This is a genomic window from Roseovarius sp. CH_XMU1461, assembly GCF_037027165.1.
Classification (GTDB): domain Bacteria; phylum Pseudomonadota; class Alphaproteobacteria; order Rhodobacterales; family Rhodobacteraceae; genus Roseovarius; species Roseovarius nubinhibens.
In genome coordinates, this window is the sequence record NZ_JAYMDV010000004.1 from 237,545 (window position 1) to 257,289 (window position 19,745).

24 protein-coding genes and 1 tRNA gene are annotated in these 19,745 nt (G+C 63.1%); 11 read left to right on the forward strand and 14 right to left on the reverse strand.

Annotated elements, in window-relative coordinates; translation table 11 throughout:
* Nucleotides 1-182 precede the first annotated feature (182 nt).
* The 3 genes from WA237_RS14115 to WA237_RS14125 all read left to right on the forward strand — a co-directional run bounded on the left by WA237_RS14115 (nucleotide 183) and on the right by WA237_RS14125 (nucleotide 4,383).
* Complete coding sequence (locus WA237_RS14115) at nucleotides 183-1,133, forward strand: ABC transporter substrate-binding protein (protein WP_336098407.1); 951 nt, start codon at nucleotides 183-185, stop codon at nucleotides 1,131-1,133.
* A 101-nt stretch (nucleotides 1,134-1,234) separates the two neighbouring features.
* Nucleotides 1,235-2,314 carry a quaternary amine ABC transporter ATP-binding protein gene (locus tag WA237_RS14120; RefSeq protein WP_336098408.1) on the forward strand — a complete coding sequence of 360 codons (1,080 nt, stop codon included), beginning with the start codon at nucleotides 1,235-1,237 and terminating at the stop codon, nucleotides 2,312-2,314.
* On the forward strand, nucleotides 2,311-4,383 hold the full coding sequence (locus WA237_RS14125) for an ABC transporter permease (protein ID WP_336098410.1): 2,073 nt from the start codon (nucleotides 2,311-2,313) through the stop codon (nucleotides 4,381-4,383). The genes WA237_RS14120 and WA237_RS14125 overlap by 4 nt, the downstream gene beginning before the upstream one ends.
* Before the next feature lie 52 nt (nucleotides 4,384-4,435).
* Here the strand turns inward: WA237_RS14125 and WA237_RS14130 are convergent, their stop codons facing one another.
* Nucleotides 4,436-4,951, reverse strand: coding sequence for an RNA polymerase sigma factor (locus WA237_RS14130; protein ID WP_009814911.1), 516 nt, complete (start codon nucleotides 4,949-4,951; stop codon nucleotides 4,436-4,438).
* Between the two features lie 296 nt (nucleotides 4,952-5,247).
* Between WA237_RS14130 and WA237_RS14135 the strand changes: the two genes are divergently transcribed.
* Nucleotides 5,248-5,496 (forward strand): EF-hand domain-containing protein, encoded by a 249-nt coding sequence (locus WA237_RS14135; RefSeq protein WP_009814912.1) that lies wholly within the window; start codon nucleotides 5,248-5,250, stop codon nucleotides 5,494-5,496.
* A gap of 76 nt (nucleotides 5,497-5,572) precedes the next feature.
* Here the strand turns inward: WA237_RS14135 and WA237_RS14140 are convergent, their stop codons facing one another.
* The 4 genes from WA237_RS14140 to rocF all read right to left on the reverse strand — a co-directional run bounded on the left by WA237_RS14140 (nucleotide 5,573) and on the right by rocF (nucleotide 9,230).
* Nucleotides 5,573-6,232 (reverse strand): FkbM family methyltransferase, encoded by a 660-nt coding sequence (locus tag WA237_RS14140; RefSeq protein WP_336098412.1) that lies wholly within the window; start codon nucleotides 6,230-6,232, stop codon nucleotides 5,573-5,575.
* Nucleotides 6,233-6,310: 78 nt separating this feature from the next.
* On the reverse strand, nucleotides 6,311-7,363 hold the full coding sequence (locus WA237_RS14145) for an ornithine cyclodeaminase (RefSeq protein ID WP_216016590.1): 1,053 nt from the start codon (nucleotides 7,361-7,363) through the stop codon (nucleotides 6,311-6,313).
* Complete coding sequence (ctlX, locus tag WA237_RS14150) at nucleotides 7,360-8,298, reverse strand: citrulline utilization hydrolase CtlX (RefSeq protein ID WP_442970269.1); 939 nt, start codon at nucleotides 8,296-8,298, stop codon at nucleotides 7,360-7,362. Before ctlX ends, WA237_RS14145 begins: the two co-directional genes overlap by 4 nt.
* 8 nt (nucleotides 8,299-8,306) lie before the next feature.
* Nucleotides 8,307-9,230, reverse strand: coding sequence for an arginase (rocF, locus tag WA237_RS14155; RefSeq protein ID WP_336098415.1), 924 nt, complete (start codon nucleotides 9,228-9,230; stop codon nucleotides 8,307-8,309).
* 123 nt (nucleotides 9,231-9,353) lie between these two features.
* Here rocF and WA237_RS14160 point away from each other — a divergent pair, with 123 nt between their 5' ends.
* Entirely contained in the window at nucleotides 9,354-9,782 is a 429-nt protein-coding gene (locus WA237_RS14160) for an Lrp/AsnC family transcriptional regulator (protein ID WP_009814917.1), read from the forward strand.
* A 1-nt stretch (nucleotide 9,783) separates the two neighbouring features.
* On the opposite strand, the gene WA237_RS14165 is transcribed toward WA237_RS14160, so the two are convergent.
* Nucleotides 9,784-10,251, reverse strand: coding sequence for a disulfide bond formation protein B (locus WA237_RS14165; RefSeq protein ID WP_336098417.1), 468 nt, complete (start codon nucleotides 10,249-10,251; stop codon nucleotides 9,784-9,786).
* Entirely contained in the window at nucleotides 10,248-10,826 is a 579-nt protein-coding gene (locus tag WA237_RS14170) for a YqaA family protein (RefSeq protein ID WP_009814919.1), read from the reverse strand. Before WA237_RS14170 ends, WA237_RS14165 begins: the two co-directional genes overlap by 4 nt.
* Nucleotides 10,827-10,961: 135 nt before the next feature.
* Here WA237_RS14170 and WA237_RS14175 point away from each other — a divergent pair.
* Nucleotides 10,962-11,047, forward strand: a tRNA-Leu gene (locus WA237_RS14175).
* 81 nt (nucleotides 11,048-11,128) lie between these two features.
* Here the strand turns inward: WA237_RS14175 and WA237_RS14180 are convergent.
* The 7 genes from WA237_RS14180 to WA237_RS14210 form a co-directional block, all read right to left on the reverse strand.
* Complete coding sequence (locus tag WA237_RS14180; protein WP_336098418.1) at nucleotides 11,129-12,223, reverse strand: tyrosine-type recombinase/integrase; 1,095 nt, start codon at nucleotides 12,221-12,223, stop codon at nucleotides 11,129-11,131.
* 204 nt (nucleotides 12,224-12,427) lie between these two features.
* On the reverse strand, nucleotides 12,428-12,628 hold the full coding sequence (locus WA237_RS14185) for a hypothetical protein (RefSeq protein WP_336098420.1): 201 nt from the start codon (nucleotides 12,626-12,628) through the stop codon (nucleotides 12,428-12,430).
* Nucleotides 12,629-12,648: 20 nt separating this feature from the next.
* On the reverse strand, nucleotides 12,649-14,286 hold the full coding sequence (locus tag WA237_RS14190) for a DNA cytosine methyltransferase (protein WP_336098421.1): 1,638 nt from the start codon (nucleotides 14,284-14,286) through the stop codon (nucleotides 12,649-12,651).
* Between the two features lies 1 nt (nucleotide 14,287).
* On the reverse strand, nucleotides 14,288-14,467 hold the full coding sequence (locus WA237_RS14195; RefSeq protein ID WP_336098423.1) for a hypothetical protein: 180 nt from the start codon (nucleotides 14,465-14,467) through the stop codon (nucleotides 14,288-14,290).
* A gap of 225 nt (nucleotides 14,468-14,692) precedes the next feature.
* Entirely contained in the window at nucleotides 14,693-15,043 is a 351-nt protein-coding gene (locus WA237_RS14200) for a hypothetical protein (RefSeq protein WP_336098425.1), read from the reverse strand.
* Nucleotides 15,040-15,459 (reverse strand): hypothetical protein, encoded by a 420-nt coding sequence (locus WA237_RS14205; protein ID WP_336098426.1) that lies wholly within the window; start codon nucleotides 15,457-15,459, stop codon nucleotides 15,040-15,042. The genes WA237_RS14200 and WA237_RS14205 overlap by 4 nt, the downstream gene beginning before the upstream one ends.
* A gap of 466 nt (nucleotides 15,460-15,925) precedes the next feature.
* Complete coding sequence (locus WA237_RS14210) at nucleotides 15,926-16,297, reverse strand: helix-turn-helix domain-containing protein (protein WP_336098427.1); 372 nt, start codon at nucleotides 16,295-16,297, stop codon at nucleotides 15,926-15,928.
* Nucleotides 16,298-16,706: 409 nt separating this feature from the next.
* Between WA237_RS14210 and WA237_RS14215 the strand changes: the two genes are divergently transcribed.
* The 5 genes from WA237_RS14215 to WA237_RS14235 form a co-directional block, all read left to right on the forward strand.
* Nucleotides 16,707-17,156 carry a phage regulatory CII family protein gene (locus tag WA237_RS14215; RefSeq protein ID WP_336098428.1) on the forward strand — a complete coding sequence of 150 codons (450 nt, stop codon included), beginning with the start codon at nucleotides 16,707-16,709 and terminating at the stop codon, nucleotides 17,154-17,156.
* Between the two features lie 280 nt (nucleotides 17,157-17,436).
* Nucleotides 17,437-17,703 (forward strand): hypothetical protein, encoded by a 267-nt coding sequence (locus tag WA237_RS14220; protein WP_216016600.1) that lies wholly within the window; start codon nucleotides 17,437-17,439, stop codon nucleotides 17,701-17,703.
* Between the two features lie 55 nt (nucleotides 17,704-17,758).
* Nucleotides 17,759-18,373, forward strand: coding sequence for a hypothetical protein (locus WA237_RS14225; protein WP_336098431.1), 615 nt, complete (start codon nucleotides 17,759-17,761; stop codon nucleotides 18,371-18,373).
* Nucleotides 18,374-18,568: 195 nt separating this feature from the next.
* Nucleotides 18,569-19,150, forward strand: a complete 582-nt coding sequence (locus tag WA237_RS14230; RefSeq protein ID WP_336098432.1) for a hypothetical protein — start codon at nucleotides 18,569-18,571, stop codon at nucleotides 19,148-19,150.
* On the forward strand, nucleotides 19,147-19,745 hold a 599-nt coding region (locus tag WA237_RS14235), incomplete at its 3' end, for a hypothetical protein (protein WP_336098434.1). The genes WA237_RS14230 and WA237_RS14235, both read left to right, overlap by 4 nt.

Here is a 19,745-nt window from a genome sequence, read left to right on the forward strand (position 1 = left end):
GCGCTGCAGGGGCGACGCGGGGCCGCGCGCTGAGTGTCGCAGGCTGCGCGGCGGGGCTGCGGGGAATTCGGTTTGCCCCGGGGTAAATCCCTCATAGACTTGGCTCTGTGTCCTGTTGCGTTGAAATCTAGAACGGGATATTGATTGACGAGTCAATTAAAAATACTCGCAGGGAGAAGATCATGAACAAATTTGTACTGGGCGCCGTTGCGGCGATGCTGGCCAGCGCAGGCCATGCCGCCGAAATGGGCGCGGTGGACGAGCCGATCAAACTGGCCGTCAACGAATGGACCGGCCAGCATGTCACCACCCATGTGGCGGGCGAGATGCTCAAGGCCGCGGGCTATAAGGTGGATTATGTCACCGCCGGGATGATGAACCAGTTCCAGGCGCTGGCCGATGGCGATCTGCATGCGACGCTGGAAATCTGGTCGTCCAACGTGTCGGATGAATATGCCAAGAAACTGGACGAAGGCACCGTGGTCGAGATCGGTGATCTCGGGCTCGATGCGAAAGAAGGCATTGCCTATCCCGCCCATGTCGAAGAGCTCTGCCCCGGTCTGCCGAACTGGGAAGCGCTGCGCGATTGCGCGGGCGTCTTTGCCGCGGCGGAAACGCTGCCTGCCGGTCGTCTGGTGGATTACCCCGCCGATTGGGGCACGCCGGGTGCTGACCGCATGAAGGGCTTTGATTTGCCGTTCAAGGCCGTGCCTGCCGGGTCGGAAGGCGCGCTCATCGCAGAGCTGCGGGCCTCGACCGAGAAGAAATCGCCGCTGCTCATCACCTTCTGGCAGCCGCATTGGGCGATGTCGGCCTATGATGTCAAATTCGTCGACCTGCCCGAGGGCAACGAGGAATGTTTCAACGATCCGGCCTGGGGCACCAACCCCAACGCGACCCATGATTGCGATTTCGCCCCGAGCCGCATTTTCAAGGCGAGCTGGTCCGGCTTTGCCGAGAAATGGCCTGCGGCGGCCGAAATCCTCTCCAATTATCAGCTCGCGGTCGAAGACCAGCAGCCGATGATGGGCAAGGTCGATGTCGATGGCATGGCCGTGGAAGAGGTGGTCGCCGCCTGGATGGCCGAGAATGAAGGCAAGTGGAAGCCTGTCGTCGACGCCGCGACCGAGTGATCGCGCCCTCATGATTTTGGCCGCGTCCCCGAGGGGGGCGTGGCCTGACAGCTCGTGGCGGGGACCACGAGACCCAATAAAAATGGACAATGGGGATGGCGATGAGTGACAGAGACGGGACCAGTGTAGAGACTGGCGCGCCTGCGATCCGCTGCGAGAATGTCTGGCAGGTCTTTGGCAGCAATGCCACGCAAAAGCTGCGCGCGGCGCAGGAGGCCACCGGCGGCGACCGCGATGCGACGGCGGAACGGTTGCAGGCCGAGGGGCTTGTCCCGGCGGTGCGGGATGCGAGTTTCGAGGTCCGCGAGGGCGAGCTTTTCGTCATCATGGGCCTGTCGGGATCGGGCAAATCCACCATCATCCGCTGTATTTCCCGGCTTCTTGAGGCTTCGGGCGGCAAGATCGAGATTGCCGGAGAAAACATCCTCACCGCCAATAAGGCGCGGATGATCGAGCTGCGGCGTGACAAGCTCGGCATGGTGTTTCAGCATTTCGGCCTCTTCCCGCATATGACCGTGGCCGAGAACGTGGCCTTTCCGCTCAAGATGCAAGGCCAGGGGCGCAAGGCGCGGCTGGAGCGGGCGCATGAGGTGATCGACCTCGTCGGCCTGTCGGGGCGCGAGGCCTCCTATCCGCGCGAATTGTCGGGCGGCCAGCGGCAGCGGGTGGGCATTGCCCGGTCGCTGGCGGTGAACCCCGATATCTGGTTTCTCGACGAGCCGTTCAGCGCGCTCGATCCGCTCATCCGGCGGCAATTGCAGGATGAGTTCATCAAGATCCAGGCGACGCTTCGCAAATCCATCGTCTTTATCACCCATGACATAGCCGAGGCTCTCAAGATCGCCGACCGGATCGCCATCATGCGCGACGGCAAGATCGTGCAGATCGGCACGCCCACCGAGATCGTTCTCAACCCGGTGGATGATTACGTGCGCGAGTTTTCCAAGGATGTGGTCAAGGGCCGTCATGCGCGGATCAAATCCGTGCTGCGCCCGCTGTCGGAGGCGCCAGAGACCATGCCGGACGATCCGGGCATCCGGGCCGATATGACGCTCGAGGCGGCGCTGGCGGCGTGCATGAGCTGTTACGAGCCGGTGCCGGTGCATGATGCGAGCGGCGCGGTGGTGGGGATCGTGCATCCCTCTGATCTCGCCGCTGCCTTGCAGGTGGACGAGGCATGAGCGCGGCAGGCGAAGGCGCGGGGGCCGTGCCGGGGGGGGGCGCGCGGCTCAGCCGGGGGACCTGGGCGGCGCTTGTGGTTCTCTTGACCGGGGCGCTGTGCATGGCGCTGGCGGGCAAGCTGCCGTGGCTGGTGAAATTTCCCGAGGCCTGGGCGCTGCCGATGACGCAATGGGTCGGGCAGGGGATGGAATGGCTCTTGGGGCTCATGAAGCCCGCGATGCGGCTGGTCTCGGCGGGGCTGGGCGTGGTGATGGAGGCGGTGAACTGGCTCTTTAACGCGCTGCCTTGGCCGGTGCTGATCGGGCTTGTCACCGGCTTTGGCTGGTGGGCCGGGGGGCTGCGGCTCGCCGCGCTTGGCGGGATCGGCATGTCGCTGGTGCTCGCCTCGGGCTATTGGACCGAGAGTATGAACACGCTCACCCTGGTGGCGGTGTCGGTGCCTCTGGCCCTCATCGCGGGCGGCGCGGTGGGCATCCTCGCCTATGAGTTTCCGCGCATCAAAGGGCTCGTGCAGGGCATCATGGATGTGATGCAGACGGTGCCGACATTTGCCTATCTCACGCCGCTGCTGCTGCTCTTTGGCTTTGGGCCGGTGGTGGGGCTCATCGCCAGCGCGATCTATGCCGCGCCGCCGATGGCGCGCAATGTGCTTCTGGGGCTGGAACGGGTCGAGAGCGACATCAAGGAAGCCGCGATCATGTCCGGCGGCACGCGGTTGCAGCAGCTCTTTCTGATCGAGATCCCGGCGGCCAAGACGCAGATCATGGTCGGTGTGAACCAATGTCTGATGGCGGCGCTGAGCATGGTGATCATCGCGGCGGTGATTGGGGGCTTTGAGGATATCGGCTGGGAAGTGCTGTTGACCATGCGCAAGGCGCAGCTCGGCCCGAGCCTCCTGGCCGGGATGGTGATCGTGGTTTTTGCGGTGATCATCGACCGGATGAGCCTGCATCTGGCGATGACGCGCGAACGCCATGACCTGCGGATTGCGGGGGCGATTGCGGGCGTCGGCGTGGTGGTGGCGATCTTGCTCTGGGGCCGCGCCGCGCCGGGCGAGGTGGCGGTGATGGAGCCTGCGAAGCAATGGCTCGACACGACGCTGTCGCGGGTGCTGACCCGCAATGCCGGGACGCTCGATGCGATCAAGAATGGCGCGATGTTCTATGGCCTTCTGCCGGTGCGGATCGGGCTCGATGGGGCGGTTCTGCCCTTTACCTGGGGGTTCCAGTGGACGGCGGCGATGAGCGCGTGGTTCCTCGGTGCTGCGGCGCTGGCGGGGCTGGCGCTGGGCCTTGCGGGGCGGATCACGGCGGGGCTGGTGCTGCTCATCCTGGCGGGGGTGTTGGAAACCGGTGTCTCCGAGCTGCCCTGGCCCTTCCTTCTGGTGGCGGTGGCGGCAATCGGCTGGACCGCGGGGGGCTGGCGTCTGGCGGCGCTGACCACCGGGCTCATGGTGCTGGTGCTGTTCAGCGGGCTTTGGCAAAAGGCGCTTTTGTCGCTCTATCTGGCGGGGGTTTCGGTCTTTGCCTGTGCGGTGATGGGCGGGCTGATTGGCCTTGCCAGCGCGGCGAGCCCGATGGTCTGGCGCGTGGTGCGGCCGATCTGCGACATGCTGCAGACGATCCCGCTCTTCGTCTTTCTCATCCCGGTGCTGATGTTCTTTCAGATTGGCGAGTTCTCGGCCTTTCTGGCGATCTGCATGTACGCCATCGTGCCGATGATCCGCTATACGCGGCAGGGGCTGGTGAGCACGCCCGACGAGCTTATCGAGGCGGCGATCAGTTCGGGCGCGACGAGCTGGCAGGTGATGCGCGAGGTGCGTGCGCCCTATGCCGCGCCGACGATCCTCTTGGGGCTCAACCAGACGATCCTCTATGCCTTTGCGATGCTGGTCATTGCGGCGCTGGTGGGGACCACGGGGCTGGGTCAGTCGATCTTCTTGGCGCTTGGTCAGGCGGATGTGGGCCTTGGCATCGTGTCAGGGGCGGCGATGGCCATTCTGGCGCTGGTGGCGGATCGGCTGGTGCAGGGGTTTGCGACCAAGCGCCGGGCGGCGCTTGGCCTCTGATGCGACCTCGGTCACGCGACTGTAGAACGTCGGTATTGCGACGGTGCGGATTTCAGTAGAGATCGGCCACCCGGCCACGGGGGCCGAGCCCCATTTCGCGGCGCAGATGGGCGCGGGCGCGGGCCAGCCGTGACATGACCGTGCCCTCGGGCAGGCCGGTGCGGCGGGCGATGTCGCGCGGGCTTGTCTCGCCCTCCATCACGAGGCGCAGGAGCGCCGATTGCTCAGAGGGCATGGCGTTCAGCACCTCGAAAAGCTCTTGCAGCGCCAGCACCGGAAAGACCTCGGGCGCGCAGGGCTCTTCGGGCAGCGTCTCGAGCGTGTCCTCGCGGCCCAGCCCGCTGCGCCGCCGGTGCAGGTTGCGCAGGATGGTGCGGGCATAGCCGCGCAGATCGTCGATCTCGGCCAGAAGCTGTGGGCGGTGCAACAGCCGCAACATCGTGTCCTGCACGAGATCCTGCGCGCGGTCGCTATCCCCGGCGAGAAAGCGGGCGAGGCGCGTCAGATCGGGCACCAGGGCGGCGCATTGAAGGGGCAGGGCGGCAGCGGAGGAGGCTGCTGCGGGCATCGGAGAAGCATTTGGTCTCATAAACTCGAACCTTGCGAAATGACATGTGTCGCGCTCACTAATGGTCGGGTTCAGCGCACAATCAATGGGGGATTTCCGCCGGTCCACCTCTGGAAGGGGTTGTCGGCGAGGCTTGGCGCACGCGCCGGTAGAATTTGGGCAAACTGTTGCCAATGGGGAATAATTTCGCACCGGGTCGGGACGCAAATCGCCTCTCGATGCCTCCTGTTGTGTGAGGGCCGCAAGAGGCGGCTTTCGAGTGTTAATTACGGACCTGAAACGGGAGACCGACTGTTATGACGAAATATATCGCGCTTGTTCTTGGCATGGGCCTGATGGCCAACGCAGCCTTTGCAAACGAAGGCATCGCCGAGCTCGACACCAATGGCGACGGGCTCATCACCGCCGATGAGCTGAGCGCTGTTTTCCCCGACGTGACCGCAGAAACCTTTGCCGAGATCGACGCCGACGGCAATGGCGCCATGGATGACGAAGAAATGGCCGCAGCGGTCGAAGCCGGGCTGATCCCCGAGAAGGCGCAATAAGCCACTCACGGCGGCCAGTCAGACTGGCAGCGCCCCCGGACCTATGCAGGTCCGGGGGTTTTTTGTTGTGTTTGGCCTAGCTGGTCTGGCGCTGCCATTCTTCCCAGACGAAGGGATACTCCCAGACGCAGTCATGCGTCTTGTCGAGATCGTGCCGGATGCTGTCGCGCAGCGCGGCAAAGCCGGGTTCAAAAAGGTGGAACTGCACCTGCAGCCGGGCGATGGCGGCGATCTGGCCGCCCGCGATCAGCGCCGGCAAGAGATCATATTCGCCGCCCTCGATATTGAGCTTGGCAAGGTCGATCCGGGGCAGCGGCGTGTCGGCAAAGAACTGGTGCACCGGGACGATCTGCGCCTCGAAGGCGCGCTCATGGGCGGCCACGCCCGAGGAGGCGTCGCCCGCATCCGAGAGCCGCAATGTGCCCGGCTCGGAGCCCAGCGCGAAATCATGCACGATCACCCGCGCGTCGCCTGCGAATTTCTCGCGCAGGTCTTGGGCAAAGCCGGGGTGCGGCTCGAAGGCGTGGATGGTGCAGTCGGGCTGGGCCGCGAGGACGAGATCGCTCCATTCGCCGCGAAAGGCGCCGATGTCGAGCACCACCGCCCCGGCGGGCAGGCTCGCGTAATCATAGAGCCGCGCCGGGCCCTTTTCACGTCTCCAGCGTTTGAACGCATCGTAGAAGACGCCTTTCCACGGGTTGCGGCGGCGGTCGAGCCATTTCTTGAGCGATGCCATGCGGGCCTCTTAGCTGACGGGCAATTGCCCTTGCTTAGCCGGTTTTCGGCCTTGGCAGAAGCCCGCAATGACGCGGCGTCAGCCTTTGGCGCGTTGCACCATGCCGAAGAGGTCGCGCGGATCGTCGGGATCGGCGAGCAGATCGAGATCGTGATACATCTCGGTGCCCTTGATCCGGTCGCGCACATAGCGCAGGGCGCTGAAATCCTCGATGGCAAAGCCGACGCTGTCGAAAAGCGTGATCTGATCGGCGCGTGTGCGGCCCTTGGCGGTGCCGTTGATCACTTGCCACATCTCGGTGACGGGATGATCCTCGGCCAATTGCTGAATCTCGCCCTCGATCCGGGTCTGGGGCGGGAATTCGACGAAGATGTCCGAGCGGTGCAGGATCGCCGGGGCCAGTTCCGTCTTGCCGGGGCAGTCGCCGCCGATGGCGTTGATATGCACGCCCGAGCCGACCATGTTGTCGGTGAGGATCGTGGCATATTGCTTGTCGGCGGTGCAGGTGGTGATGATCTGGGCGCCCTGCATCGCGTCTTCGCGGGTGTCGGCCACGGTGACCGAGAGCCCCATGCCCGAGAGGTTGCGCGCCGCCTTGGCGCTGGCGGCGGGGTCGATGTCATAGAGACGGATGTTTTTGACGCCGCAGATGGCCTTCATCGCGAGGCTCTGGAATTCCGACTGCGCGCCGGCGCCGATCATCGCCATCGTGTCGGCGCCCTTGGGCGCGAGGTGGCGGGCAACCATGGCCGAGGTGGCGGCGGTGCGCAGCGCGGTCAGAACCGTCATTTCCGACAGGAGCACCGGGTAGCCGGTGCCGACATCGGCCAGCAGGCCAAAGGCGGTCACGGTCTGCAGCCCGTCGCGGGTGTTCTTGGGGTGGCCATTCACATATTTGAACCCGTAGACCTCGCCATCGGAGGTGGGCATCAGCTCGATCACGCCTTCGGCGGAATGGGACGCGATGCGCGGGGTCTTGTCAAAGAGCTCCCAGCGTTTGAAATCGGCCTCGATATAATCGGCGAGCCCGGTCAGCATCTCTTCGATGCCGATATGGTGGACGAGCTTCATCATATTGTCGACCGAGACGAAGGGCACCAGCGCCTTGTCGGAGGGGGAGAGATTGGTCATGCGACTTGTCCTTTTGAACGGGTGCGGGGCGCGAGGTGGACCCCGGCGAGCATGCAGCGCACCGAGCCGCCCGCGCGTTCCAGCGTGGGGATGGAGAGGGGGAGGAGGCCGGTGGCGGCCTCGATCCGGGAGAGCTGATCCGGGGTGAGGGCGGCGCGCGCCGTCTCGGACAGGGCGAGCACCGGGCCCGCGGGGGTCGACAGCTCGATCGCATTGCCGGCAAAGGCGCGGATCTGGGCCTCGGAGAGGGAGATCACATCGCGGCCGGGTTCGGCCAGCCGGTCGAGGATTTCGGCGCGGCGGGCGGCATCGGGGATCATGCCATCGCCGATGAGCGCAATCCCCGTGCCCACCGCCATCAGCACATTGGTGTGATAGACCGGCGTGCCGCTCGCGTCGCGCGCGTCAAAGACGATGGGTTCATAGCCGAGCCGGGTGCAGACCCGTTCCAGAAGGATCGGATCAGCGCGGTGCGAGCGGGCGACATAGGCGACGCGGCTGATATGGTCGATGACCATCGCGCCGGTGCCCTCGAGAAAGAGCCCATCGGGTTCGAGCCCAGAGAAATCCGCCACTTCCTGCACCCGGTAGCGGGCCTTGAGCAGTTCGATCACGTCCCAGCGGCGCTCGGCCCGGCGGTTTTCGGCATACATCGGGTAGAGCGCCACATAGCCGCCCGAATGGGTCGAGAACCAATTGTTCGGAAAGACCGCATCGGGGGTGTCGGCGCCGCTGTCTTGGAATTCATGCACGGTGATGCCCGCCGCGCGCAGCCGGGTGACGGCGGCGTCGAATTCCGACTGGGCGCGGGCGGCGGTGTCCTCCTCCGAGAGGTCCGAGGCGGTCTGGAACACGTTGTCGCCCGCGGTTTGCGGGTTGGGACGGAAACGGTCGGGGCGGATCATCACCACCGCCGAGGGGGCTTGGACGCTCATAATCTGGCTCAGGTAAAGGCGCGGGTCGGGCGGTCGAAGACCCGGCGGCCCAGCGCGGAGGCGGCGAGATCGACCATCACCTGGGCGGTGCGGCCGCGTTCGTCGAGAAACGGGTTCAGCTCGACCAGATCGAGCGAGGTCATGAGGCCGCTGTCGCAGATCATCTCCATCGCCAGATGCGCCTCGCGCATGGTGGCGCCGCCCGGCACGGTGGTGCCGACGGCAGGCGCGAAGGAGGGATCGAGGAAATCCACGTCGAGCGAGACATGCAGCGCGCCGCCTTGCGCCTCGACATGGGCGAGGAAATCCTTGAGCGGGCGGGCGATGCCGCGTTCGTCAATGGCGCGCATGTCGATATAGCGGATGTCGGAGCCTTGCAGCGCGTCGCGCTCGGCCGCGTCGACAGAGCGCAGGCCGAGGATGCAGATATTGTCCTGCGGCACCGGGTTGCGGACTTCTGGGAAACCGGCAAAGCCTTCGCGCCCGGTGACATAGCCCAAGGGCGTGCCATGGAGATTGCCCGAGCCCGAGCTCTGCGGCGTGTGGAAATCGCTATGGGCGTCGAGCCAGAGCACGAATTGCGGCCGGCCTTGGTCGGCGGCGTGATTGGCGACGCCTGCGACAGAGCCGAGCGACAGGGCGTGATCGCCGCCGAGGAAAATCGGCAGCCCATCGGCCATCGCGGTTTCAGCCGCCTCGATGAGCGTCGCGGTCCAGCCCGCGACCTCTTCGGCGAGATGGGTCTGGGGCGGCAGCCCGTCGATGGGCGCGGTGGCGCGCGGGGTGAGATTGCCGCGGTCGGTGACGCTATGGCCGAGATCGGTGAGCGCGCGGGTGATATTGGCGACGCGGTAGGCGTCGGGCCCCATGAGACAGCCCCGGCGGCGTTTGCCGCAATCCACCGGTGCGCCGATCAAGATGCAATTGGTCACAGCGAGAAATCCCCTCAGATGTCGTGATTGATCTGAGATTTACGCACAATTGGGTTGAAGTGAACTGGCTATTTTGCACGAATGGGAAGGCATTTGAACGAATCGTCAGTTGGAGCGTGCGAAATGGATGAAGTTGATCGCAGGTTGATCTCTGCCTTGCGGCACAATGCAAGGGCGTCGCTGTCGGATCTGGCGATCGAGCTTGGCGTGTCGCGGACCACGGTGCGGTCGCGGATCGAGCGGCTCGAACGGTCGGGCGAGATCGTCGGCTTTAGCGTGGTGGTCAAGGGCGACGCGGCGCAAGACCCGGTGCGCGGGCTGATGATGCTTGCCATCGAGGGGCGCGGCATGGACCGGATCTTGCGGCAGCTCAGCGGGCTCAGCGCGGTGCGCAACCTGCACACGACCAACGGACGCTGGGACGTGATTGCCGAGCTGGGGACGCGGACGCTCGAAGAGCTCGATGCGATCCTGGCGCAGATCCGGCGGTTCGAGGGGGTGGCCCATTCGGAGACGAGCCTGCTTTTGTCGACGCGGAAATCAGGATCGTGACTTAGCTGCGGCGGTAGGCCAGGAACCACAGCGCCGCGAGGCCGAGCGAGAGAATGCCGTTCCAGCTCGCCATCGAGAGGCCGAGCAGCTCCCATGCGACATCGTCACAGCGCACGACAGGCGCGGTCATGATCTTGTCGAAGAGATCGTCGGCGCTCAGGCCAGAGGTGCCGGAGGAGGTACAGGTGGTCGGGCCTTCCCACCAGCCGCGTTCGACCCCGGTGTGATAGAGCCCGACGCCAGCGGTGGTGAGCGCGGCCGCCAGGCCCAGAAGCGGCAGCAGCCGGCCCCGGATCGCCACGGCGGCGACACCGATCAGCACGGCGAGCGCATGCGGGTAGCGCTGCCAGATGCAGAGCTTGCACGGCGGCAGCCCGCCCAGATGCTGAAACCCGAAGGCGCCGACCAGAAGCGCCAGCGAGCCGAGAGAGGCGAGACCGATCAGAACATTGCGTTGCATCAGTTTCATAGCATTTTCACCGCGTAGACGCCGCCCAGGAGCAGCAGGACAAAGAGGATGAACATGAGGCCGAGACGGCGCTCGATAAAGTCACGCACCGGCGCGCCGAATTTCCACAACAGCCCGGCCACGATAAAGAAGCGCAGGCCACGGGCGAGGATCGAGGTGGCGATGAACGTGCCGAGCGGCATCGAGGTCCAGCCCGACATGATGGTGATGACCTTGTAGGGAAAGGGCGTGATCCCTGCGGTGAGAACGGCCCAGAAGCCGAAATCGTTGAACCGCGTGGCGAACTCTTCCATCCGGTCCGCCTTGCCCAGCGCCTCGAGAATGGGCTGGCCGAGCTGATCATAGGCGAAATAGCCGATGGCATAGCCGAGAAGCCCGCCGAGCACCGAGGCGACCAGCGCCACCAAGGCGATGAGCCAGGCCCGCGACGGGCGCGCGAGGATCATCGGGATCATCAAGACATCGGGGGGAATCGGGAAGACCGAGCTTTCGATAAAGCTGACCAGTGCCAGCACCCAGAGCGCACGCGGGTGATCGGCGAGCGACATCGTCCAGTCATAGAGACGTTTGAGCATGAAACGGTCCTTTTCCCTGCTGCACGCGGTTGATCATGCAGGGCAGGGCGGGTCAAGAGGCCTGCGCGCAAACCGGCGTGATCGCGTGCAACGGGTCTGGACGAGCCGCGCGGCTTTGGGTAGAGACATCGCGTGGCCCAAGTGGCGGAATGGTAGACGCAGGGGATTCAAAATCCCCCGGCTTAACGGCCTTGTCGGTTCGAGTCCGACCTTGGGTACCATGCCACCTAATTTGCACTGATTTTATTGACTTTTTTCGGCGTTTTGTCCCACGCGGTTTTGCCGTGGGACACTTTGGGGTATCAGACCAGCTTCAAGTCCCCCATGAGATGCATGGCTTCGGATGCGAGTCGGCGCCGCTCAGCGCTCTTCGTGTAGATCGAAGATGTGGTCGGTTCTGTGTGGCTGAGAATGGACATGATCTGCAGCTCGGAGCATCCCATTTCACCCAAGAGGCCACCCAAGGCTTTGCGAAGGCCATGCGAGGATCGCTTCGATAGCCCGGCTTCTGCTGTCCAGAGCTGCACGCTGTTCCCGAGCACTTCGGGTGTTCGGAAGGGGCGTCCGTGTTTGTTGAGAAGGTAGGTACGGCCTTGAACCTTCATTGCTCGAGTAGCCTGCAGCAGCTGCGGTGCCATAGGTAGGCTGGCGGGTGCGCTTCCCTTCTTGGCTGGCTGCCAGTCCAACCAGGTGATGCCTTCGCGCTGTGTTTCATGGGAGCGGCCTAAGACAGTGAGATCGCCGCGCCGAGCGCCGGTGAAGAGTGCTAGGAGAAGCCAAAGCCTTGGCGTCGACCCCTCTTTGTGGTGCTTGAGGAACTTTTTCAGATCTGCAGGCGTCCATGGGGTCGCGCCACCCTTGTTGCGATGGACCCGCCGCACGCCTGTCGTGGGGTTCTCTTGGGCCCGCCCGCGCTCGATGGCCCATTCATAGGCGGCGCGAAAGGCCTTGATGCAGTTGTCGGCTTGAGCTGTGCGGGCGCCCCAATGGTCACGGATGTGAACCATGGCTTCGCGGGGCATGTCACAGTGTAGCGATCCCATCCGTTCGCCTTCAGGCGAAAGGGCGTCACAGGCGCGCAACATCAAGTTTCGTCTTTGACGCAATGTGTGGGGCGAGGCGTTGCCTCCGTCGACGCTGATTTCAAGCGCGGCGATATAGTCCTGTACCAGCGCGTCCAATGACGCCGCCGGCGCCGCCTTTTCTTTCGGCTCCGCAGTTATGGAATGGCCCATTCTGGCGGCATAGTAATGCTCGGAGAACGCAGGATCGTCGGGGCCGACAGGGATCACTATTCTGCGCTTAGGTTGCCCTTCCACGCGCACCCGGTGCCGGATCGCGCCACTGGGCAGGCGCTCTGGCACATAGCCTTTGAATTTCACCTGCACATCGCTCATCCCTTCTGACCCCATCTCTTGGGTTCAGATTGTCCGTCGCACGGTGATTCTGCCAAGGCTTTATCTTTGGCCTCGACGGTGAAGCTTCCATCAGATCCAACGCGCACCGCCCCCGGGACCATGCCGCAGGCAATCAGTGCCTCGATCACGTTCTTGACTGACGCCTGAGAAGGGCGAGCTCTGGACATGATCGCCTCCGGTGATCTATTTCACACGAAGCTCGACGCCGTCGAGGTCTTCGATGCTGATCGGGTTATGCGCCGGGCCGGGTGAAAGCGGAAAGACAGCGTGGTGGGCCCATTCGGACCCGTCCTCGAGAACATTGGCGGCGAACATCACATACAAATTTCCGCATGCGATATTTGCCCGCCATTGTTCGCGAGGGAGCTTTCTGATTTCCGACATTGGTGGTCTCCCTTCCTGGGTTAACTGGATTGCCGGACCGCGCCGGTTTCTGCGGCAGCCATGTCGGCACAATTCGCCGCGGCTAAGGCTTGAGCCATGATCGGGGGCACGGAATTGCCGCACATGCGGGTCTGGGCGGTTTTGGTGAGGGTTTCGCCCTGCGCGCCGTGGTCGATCTCATAGTTGTCGGGGAAGCTCTGTGCGCGGAATTGTTCGCGCGGGGTAAGCATCCGCATCCCGATATCGGTAATGGCATAGGTGGTCCCGTCGATCTCGACCGTGACAAGCCCGAAGGTGTCGCGCGTCGAAACCGTGTGGCACGGATCCGCGAGGGTTTGGCCAACGCCTTGCCCATAGTATTTCTGCAGGAACGCAGCGACTAGGGCGCCATGCTGGCCACCCGCGCAGATGGAGGGGTGAGGATCGCCCAGGGCGCGCGCGCTGCGATGGCTTCCGTGCATGTTCATGAGATGCGCGGCCACCACCTGTTGCTGGGTGCCGCGCGTGGTCAGGGTGCTGAGCGGCTCCGTCGCGGCGCGGCCAGCGTTGCTTTCCATGCGTGGCCCGGCGTTGTGCTGGGCGAGGAAGGTCGAGATCAGCGCGTGTTTTCCGCCACCGGCAACGATCGTGCCTAGAGGCTTGTCGAGCCCCGGCACGCGCGGTTGCTGCCCGGGCTGTTCGCCATACCCGGTTTGCATCAATGTCGGCACGCAAATGGCGTTCTGGTCCTTGGTGCTGGCGGTGATGGTGTGCAGGGGTGCAAGCCCGGATCGGTTCGCGCCGCCGTGCTGTCCATAGGTCACGACAAAGGTCTCTGCGGCCTCGATCACATAGCGCATTACGCCGCGCGCAATGCGGCGCATGGTGGCATCCTTGAGCGGGCGCTGCGCGCGCAGCCCGTGCTTTTCCCTGATCTCTTCTCTGGTGTCGAAAATCGACGGGCAGGGCAGGGACCAATCAATGATCGCAGCGGCGGGCACCCATGGCTTCTTGAGCCCTGCCGCCACAGCAACGCTATCGGGCGCGCCGTGTGTTTGCTCGGGCCAAACGATTGACCGGCCATCGCATCTGGCGATCAAAAATAGCCGCTTGCGGATGGTTGGGGCGCCGTAGTCACAGGCGCGCAATTCGCGCCATTCGACCTTGTAGCCGAGGCGGCGCAGCCGGTTCACCCACTGGCGGAAGGTATCGCCGCGCCGATCCTTGTCGGGCTTGTTCTCGGCGGTGAGCGGTCCCCAATCTTGAAATTCTTCGACATTCTCGAGCATGATCACGCGAGGGCGCACACGCTCGGCCCAATGCACCACCACCCATGCGAGGTCACGAATATTCTTCGAGACAGGCTTGCCGCCCTTCGCCTTGCTGTGGTGCTTGCAATCCGGGCTGAACCACGCGAGCCCAACGGGCCGCCCGCCGGTGGCCTCAACCGGGTCCACGGCATAGATGGAGTTGATCAGGTGGCGGGTGTTCGGGTGGTTGGCTTCGTGCATAGACAGGGCCACGGGGTCGTGGTTGATCGCCACGTCAGGGCTGCGGCCAAGGGCCAATTCGATGCCAGTAGACGCGCCGCCGCCGCCTGCGAAACTGTCGACAATGATCTCGCCACCTTTGTGGCGGAGCGGCGGGGCGGGAAAGGGAAGAAGGTCGGAGCTGTCCATATCACTCGCCCATCCGTGTCATGCGATCGAGCGCGCGCATCATGCTGCGTTCAAACTCGGTGGCGGCGGGAAGACTTGGCGCGTCCTTGGCGTGGGAGCCGCCAAACATTCCGTAGACGAACACGCCGACTGCCATGAACAGCGAGATGCAGATCAGGAGGAAATAGATCATATCGACCATGCGTCTGCCTCCGTAGGGGTTCCGGCAGGCCGTTCTCCAGGCCGGAATGTGAGTGATGGCGGGGCGGACGGGGTCACAGTGTGCCCGGAACGGCCCCGGTCGGAAACTTGTGCGCTCAGTAGTGGCTACGGCGCAGGTGGCATCTGCGGCAGACCCGTTCGGGCATCTGCGCGCTGCTGCGCCAGTCGTGACGGCCTACACGGCAGAGAAAACGCATCCAGAGTGTCATGAGCAGCGCCCTGTCTTCTGATCGTAGCGGCAACCACTAGGGCGGCCGCAGCTAAGGGTGTCAGCGTGCCAGAAGCTGCATGGTTGGCTGGCGATCTTGCCGGTCCAAGCGTCGAACTCTGTTCGCAAGATCTGGAACTTCAGCTTGGCGGCGCTGTCACTATCCAACTGCCGGCGGCTTTCGATCTTGCAGTAAGTCCTGACGAACTGCGCCGCCGCGCTTTCATTGAACTGCCGCCCTTGGCAGTCGCAAGCTTCTGCCGCGAACCGTTGGAACCGCGCGTCATTACACAGGATGCCGGCCTGCTGCGAGGTGAAGAGGGAGTGGAAGGGCTGGCGAGAGCTCATGCCGCGTCGCCACCCTGATTAGGTAAACGGCGCACCGCAGCTTTGATGGCAGGCTGGGCGCGCTCAATGGCGCGGGCGAGTTCACTGCGCTCGGGATCGGGCTGGACCTCTGCCGGGATCATCTGGGGGATGTTCTCGGGCCGGAATACACCGCCGCGCGCTTTGACCAGAGTTGCGTAGGCGGCGAACCGGGCCTGATCGAGCTGGGTAAAGGCCTGCGCGGTCTTCGGCCCGAATGATTGAGCAACTTCCTTTTGGCGCAGATAGAGGAGTTCGTTGCAGAGTTCTGGCAAAGCGATAGCTAGTATTGCCCGTGTCTCGGGGTCAAACTGACCGCATATTTGAAGGTAACTGGGCCTCGCCAATTGGGTCAGCAGATCATCGCTGATCAATGACGGATTATCACTTGTGTGCATCGCTGTCTCCATCGGTCCAATGGAGTACGTTGTGGTGGGTAAAAATACCTAAGTCAACCATAAAAGGTAAAAATACCTACTTCATGAGCGGCGCGATTGAGGATGTTGGCTGGGTGTGAACCGGTTTTTGTAGCTAATTTTAAATGTTTCTAGGCTCATGGCGCGCAGTTATCTGCGACTCGTAGCAGTTCGGTTTTGATGGGCCGCGATAGTTTAGTGGTTCTTTAAAGGTGCGGTTTGCCATTCGCGGTCTCGTAGCGTCTCGCTACGTCCACGGCGGTTTCGAAGGCTGTGATAAACTCTTTGGTTGCAATTAGTTGGGGATCGCAACCAGGGCGGGTGGGGCGAGGCTCTGTGTGCTTTAGGGTCCTAGTGAGCTCTCTGGATGTTTTGAGTAGTTGCTTTTTCAACAGGTGTTCCCTTAATGTTCCGGAAAGGCGGGAGGGTCTGTTGAAAAAGGAAGAGATTATTTCTTGTCTTGAGGAGGCGATTTCTGCGTCATCTGCCGCGCATCGCGCATCCCTTCTGCGTAGGTTGCAAGGCGAATTTTTTCTTCAGTTGTTAGCTGAGACAGTAAGTCCCGAATACGTTGATTTTCTGCGTCAGCAGGCACTGCCGCTGACTGAAAGGCCCCCGACATAAAATCTTCCAGTGTCGTACCCAGGGCAGCACATATCTTTATTGCCGTGTCGATGCGGGGGTTTTTAGCTTTGCCGGACAGCAGGGATCTGATGGCGCTATTATCTAAGCCAGCTTTCTTCGCCAAACCTGCCGGGGTTAGGTCGGGATTGCTGTCAATGACAGCTTGCAGTCTCTGAGCAAATGTTCGGTCGGACATAGGGAAATAATCCTAGATCGAAGCGACTTGCGCCATCGGTAAATTTACCCTTGCAAATGATCGGTATTTTTACCTACAAGGGGCTATGGAGCATTTTATGGAATTGGTGCGTGCCTATGCTGGTGCGCTTGGGGTCCGCCCCTCGACGGTCGTGCAGCGAGCTGCGCAGGTCGGCGGAGTTGCGTGGGCCAAATGGGAAGCGGGCGACGGGTCGCCGACGCTGCGGACCGCGGACAAAATATTGAAATATATGGAGGAAAATCCCGTCCCTGTGTCCCCGAGTCATGCGGGTATCGAAGCCTATGACCCCATTGAGAGGGCGAGCTGATGCAGGAATGTGTGTGGGGCGTTTCATGGGCTCACGTTGCACTGCTTCTCATTGGGGCGACAGGAAACGAGGTTTCCTGTGATGTCTGATTTCCGGAAGATCGTGCGTGCGAACATGAAGTCTCTGGTTGACTGGTTTGGCTGCTATGACGCGGTCGCGGAAACCTTCAACGCGCGGTGGGGTGGGGGTGCCAGCAAGGGGACGGTAAGCAAGAAAGTCAGCGGCAATTTGGACTGGACAGTTGCCGATGTCATTGCGCTGGAGGATGCGTCAGGCCGCTACCCTGTGACCCGCATGCTGGCGCGCCGGCTCGAGCGCAGCCCTGCGCTTGCAGGCGGCAGCCTTCTGCAGGATGGCTGCAGCATCGCGAAGGAGAGCGGAGAAGCGATTTCCGCAATCTTGGCGGCCGATCAGTCCACCTGCGCAGACGAAAAAGCGCAAGCCATATCGGAAGTGGATGAGGCGCTCTTTGCGCTGCGCCAGGCACGCTCCCGGTTGGAAGCTTCCATGAGCCCGGGAGCGTCCACATGACTGTTTGTTTCTATCCCCGCCGCCATTCAGCCCCATCCCAGCGGCGGGTTCTGGCGTCTGCGTTTTGGCCCTCTGCCTGTGGGCCTTCTGCCGCGCGACGCCAGCCTTGTGCCCCGGAGGCTTGTGTCTGCTCGCGCCGGGGCACCTTTCTCTCCCTGTTGGCTGGACCCTATCGGGCGGTTGGGTCCTGTCGACTGGTGCGCCGAGGCCCGTCCTCGATGAGGTCGGGGTACTCCTCCCTGTCCTCGGCGCACCTTTTTTATCTGCGAGGGGTGGTCGCATGAGCAAGCAAAGCCCGACCTTCGAGCTGGTCACTGACGATGAGATCGACCCGCGCAGCTGTCGCGCGCTGTGGTGTGCGGTGCTCGAAGAGCAGTTCCGCCTCGCGATGCAGACCAAGGCCTTTGATCGGCCCATCGAGACAAAGCTCGCGCGCCGCTGGTTCGGCAGCAAGGACTTCTTCATGGTCTGCTCGCTGGCCGGCGTTGATGGCACCTGGGTGCTGTGGGGCGTCCGGCGACACCTCGAAGAGCAGGGGGTGGCGTGATGGGACGGCGGATCTACCGGGAACTTGAGACCCGTGTCGCGGAGGAGGTGAAGCCATGAAGGCCAGCTCTCTCCAGGTCGTGGATGCAGATGACATCGAGATCTATCCGATCTCTTCAACCGAACGCCTGGACTCGCATTACTTTGTGCCTTGGAACCTGAAGCGATGGCGGGGCAGCGAGTTCCGCCGCTTTGGCTATGCAGATCCCGAAGTCGGTTGGTTCGGCATGGAGCTGTTCTTTCTGGCCCAAGATGAAACTCCTATCGGCACGCTGCCCTGCGATGATGAGGCGTTGGCCTTTCTGCTGCGCATCCCGCCCACGCGGTGGCGCGAGCTGAACAGCCGGGACGTCTCGCCCTTGCACGGTTGGCATCGGGTGCATTGCGACAATGGGCAGGTGCGCTTGGCGCATCCGGTTGTCACCGAGGTGGCGCGAGAGGCCTTGGGGTCCAGAAAGCGCAATGACGCCAGGAATGCCGACGAGCGGATGCGCAAACGCCTGGGCACGATCATCGGACATCTGAAAGCTCTGCCGGGGGCCGCGCGCATCGCGGAGATGGAAGAACGGGTGAACGCGATCAGCGATTGGATCGAGGCCCAATATCCGGGCGGGAGCGCCACGCTGAAGCGTGTCAGGGAGGCTTTGAATGACCTGTCTTCGCGGCAGTGATTTCTTCCCAAAATCTTCCGCCGGAAGAAACCGGAACTTCCTGAGGCGGTTTTTGGAAGTTTTTATTTTTTCCGAAAACCGAGCCGCTGAAAGGACACGAGAAGAAATCAAAAGAAAAAGAAACTACCGGGCGCGCCAATTTCGACCGGATGGGCCTGTGGATAAGTCGGATTGCTGAGAAGAGGGGGAAGAGCTTTGGAAGGTCAGGAATTGAAGGACGGCAAGGCGCGGGTCAGGCTCCATCTGATCGAGCCTTTGGTGAGCGGAGGCATGATGCGCAAGCGGGGTCAGAAGGTCGAGGAGCATGAGCGCTTCCTGTCGAGCCTCGAGGCGCGGCTGGCCTATATGGCGGCAGACCGGTTGCAGGCCTTGGCGGAGGTGGTCGAGCGCTATGCCGGTGGGCCGCAGAAGAACATCTGGCCTGCCGAGGTGTCGATCATGAACTGGGCGCGGCGTCTGCAGGAAGCCCCGGCCAGCGAGAGCCGCCTGGTGCGCTCCTATCTGCAGTCTGGCGCGGGCGAGGCTGCGAAGTCCGGCGGCTATCTGGTTGAGCTCTTCAGCTATCTCAAGCGCTTCGGCATGCCGCCGAATGACTTCGCCATGAAGGAGATCCGGGACCGCTCGGAAGCGAACCAGCGCAAGCGGTCGCAGATCCAGCGGGAGCGCGAAGCGGGGCGGGCGAGCCCGAGCGATCTGGACTGGTTGCAGCGCTACATGGAGGCGCGGCGACGCTGCCTCGACATCATCAAGGCCAAAGAGCAGAGGACAGCAGCATGAGCGTGATTGAAGATATCTGGGCGCGGATGGAAGAGCAGGCGGAGCGGCAGGCGGCGGAGGTGGCGCGGCTCGATGCGGTGCGGGCGAAGGGCTATGTTCCGTCCGAGGTGGGGCCCGAGATCCCGGAGGCGCCGGCGCGGGGCCCGGTGCGGATGGTGGAGATGATGGCCTCCTATCCGAAGGGCGACGATGGCTTTGAGGTGAAGCCTTCCGGGTTCATGGGGCGCAAGACGCTGCAGCGGGCGGACAGCTTTGACGTGATGGCGGCGAAGGCGGCGCGTCACAAGAAGCCCGCGCCGTTCAGCCCGTCGCAGGTGGCGATGGGGCGCTTCTATCGCGATCTGGTCGAGAAGCATGCGAGTGCGGGGATGAAGTGCTCGTCTATGGAAAGCTTGTCGCAACGCGGCTCGGGCAGTGATGGCGGCGGGTATATGGATGCGGTGCTGCGGGACAGCGCGCGGATCGCGGCGCTGCACAAGCGGATAGGCGATGGCTCGGCGCTGGTTGTGCGTCGCATCCGGCCTTCGGCCCGTGGCTCACGGGTCAGCATCACGGATCGGCGTCTGGTCGACATCATCTGTCTGGAAGAGGGCAC

Excerpts from the sequence above, each read along its gene's own strand:
- WA237_RS14115 (WP_336098407.1), top strand. The coding sequence starts at position 183 with ATGAACAAATTTGTACTGGGCGCCGTTGCGGCGATGCTGGCCAGCGCA.
- WA237_RS14120 (WP_336098408.1), top strand. The coding sequence starts at position 1,235 with ATGAGTGACAGAGACGGGACCAGTGTAGAGACTGGCGCGCCTGCGATC.
- WA237_RS14125 (WP_336098410.1), top strand. The coding sequence starts at position 2,311 with ATGAGCGCGGCAGGCGAAGGCGCGGGGGCCGTGCCGGGGGGGGGCGCG.
- WA237_RS14130 (WP_009814911.1), bottom strand. The coding sequence starts at position 4,951 with ATGCCCGCAGCAGCCTCCTCCGCTGCCGCCCTGCCCCTTCAATGCGCC.
- WA237_RS14135 (WP_009814912.1), top strand. The coding sequence starts at position 5,248 with ATGACGAAATATATCGCGCTTGTTCTTGGCATGGGCCTGATGGCCAAC.
- WA237_RS14140 (WP_336098412.1), bottom strand. The coding sequence starts at position 6,232 with ATGGCATCGCTCAAGAAATGGCTCGACCGCCGCCGCAACCCGTGGAAA.
- WA237_RS14145 (WP_216016590.1), bottom strand. The coding sequence starts at position 7,363 with ATGACCAATCTCTCCCCCTCCGACAAGGCGCTGGTGCCCTTCGTCTCG.
- ctlX (WP_442970269.1), bottom strand. The coding sequence starts at position 8,298 with ATGAGCGTCCAAGCCCCCTCGGCGGTGGTGATGATCCGCCCCGACCGT.
- WA237_RS14160 (WP_009814917.1), top strand. The coding sequence starts at position 9,354 with ATGGATGAAGTTGATCGCAGGTTGATCTCTGCCTTGCGGCACAATGCA.
- WA237_RS14165 (WP_336098417.1), bottom strand. The coding sequence starts at position 10,251 with ATGAAACTGATGCAACGCAATGTTCTGATCGGTCTCGCCTCTCTCGGC.
- WA237_RS14170 (WP_009814919.1), bottom strand. The coding sequence starts at position 10,826 with ATGCTCAAACGTCTCTATGACTGGACGATGTCGCTCGCCGATCACCCG.
- WA237_RS14180 (WP_336098418.1), bottom strand. The coding sequence starts at position 12,223 with ATGAGCGATGTGCAGGTGAAATTCAAAGGCTATGTGCCAGAGCGCCTG.
- WA237_RS14185 (WP_336098420.1), bottom strand. The coding sequence starts at position 12,628 with ATGTCGGAAATCAGAAAGCTCCCTCGCGAACAATGGCGGGCAAATATC.
- WA237_RS14190 (WP_336098421.1), bottom strand. The coding sequence starts at position 14,286 with ATGGACAGCTCCGACCTTCTTCCCTTTCCCGCCCCGCCGCTCCGCCAC.
- WA237_RS14195 (WP_336098423.1), bottom strand. The coding sequence starts at position 14,467 with ATGGTCGATATGATCTATTTCCTCCTGATCTGCATCTCGCTGTTCATG.
- WA237_RS14200 (WP_336098425.1), bottom strand. The coding sequence starts at position 15,043 with ATGAGCTCTCGCCAGCCCTTCCACTCCCTCTTCACCTCGCAGCAGGCC.
- WA237_RS14205 (WP_336098426.1), bottom strand. The coding sequence starts at position 15,459 with ATGCACACAAGTGATAATCCGTCATTGATCAGCGATGATCTGCTGACC.
- WA237_RS14210 (WP_336098427.1), bottom strand. The coding sequence starts at position 16,297 with ATGTCCGACCGAACATTTGCTCAGAGACTGCAAGCTGTCATTGACAGC.
- WA237_RS14215 (WP_336098428.1), top strand. The coding sequence starts at position 16,707 with ATGTCTGATTTCCGGAAGATCGTGCGTGCGAACATGAAGTCTCTGGTT.
- WA237_RS14220 (WP_216016600.1), top strand. The coding sequence starts at position 17,437 with ATGAGCAAGCAAAGCCCGACCTTCGAGCTGGTCACTGACGATGAGATC.
- WA237_RS14225 (WP_336098431.1), top strand. The coding sequence starts at position 17,759 with ATGAAGGCCAGCTCTCTCCAGGTCGTGGATGCAGATGACATCGAGATC.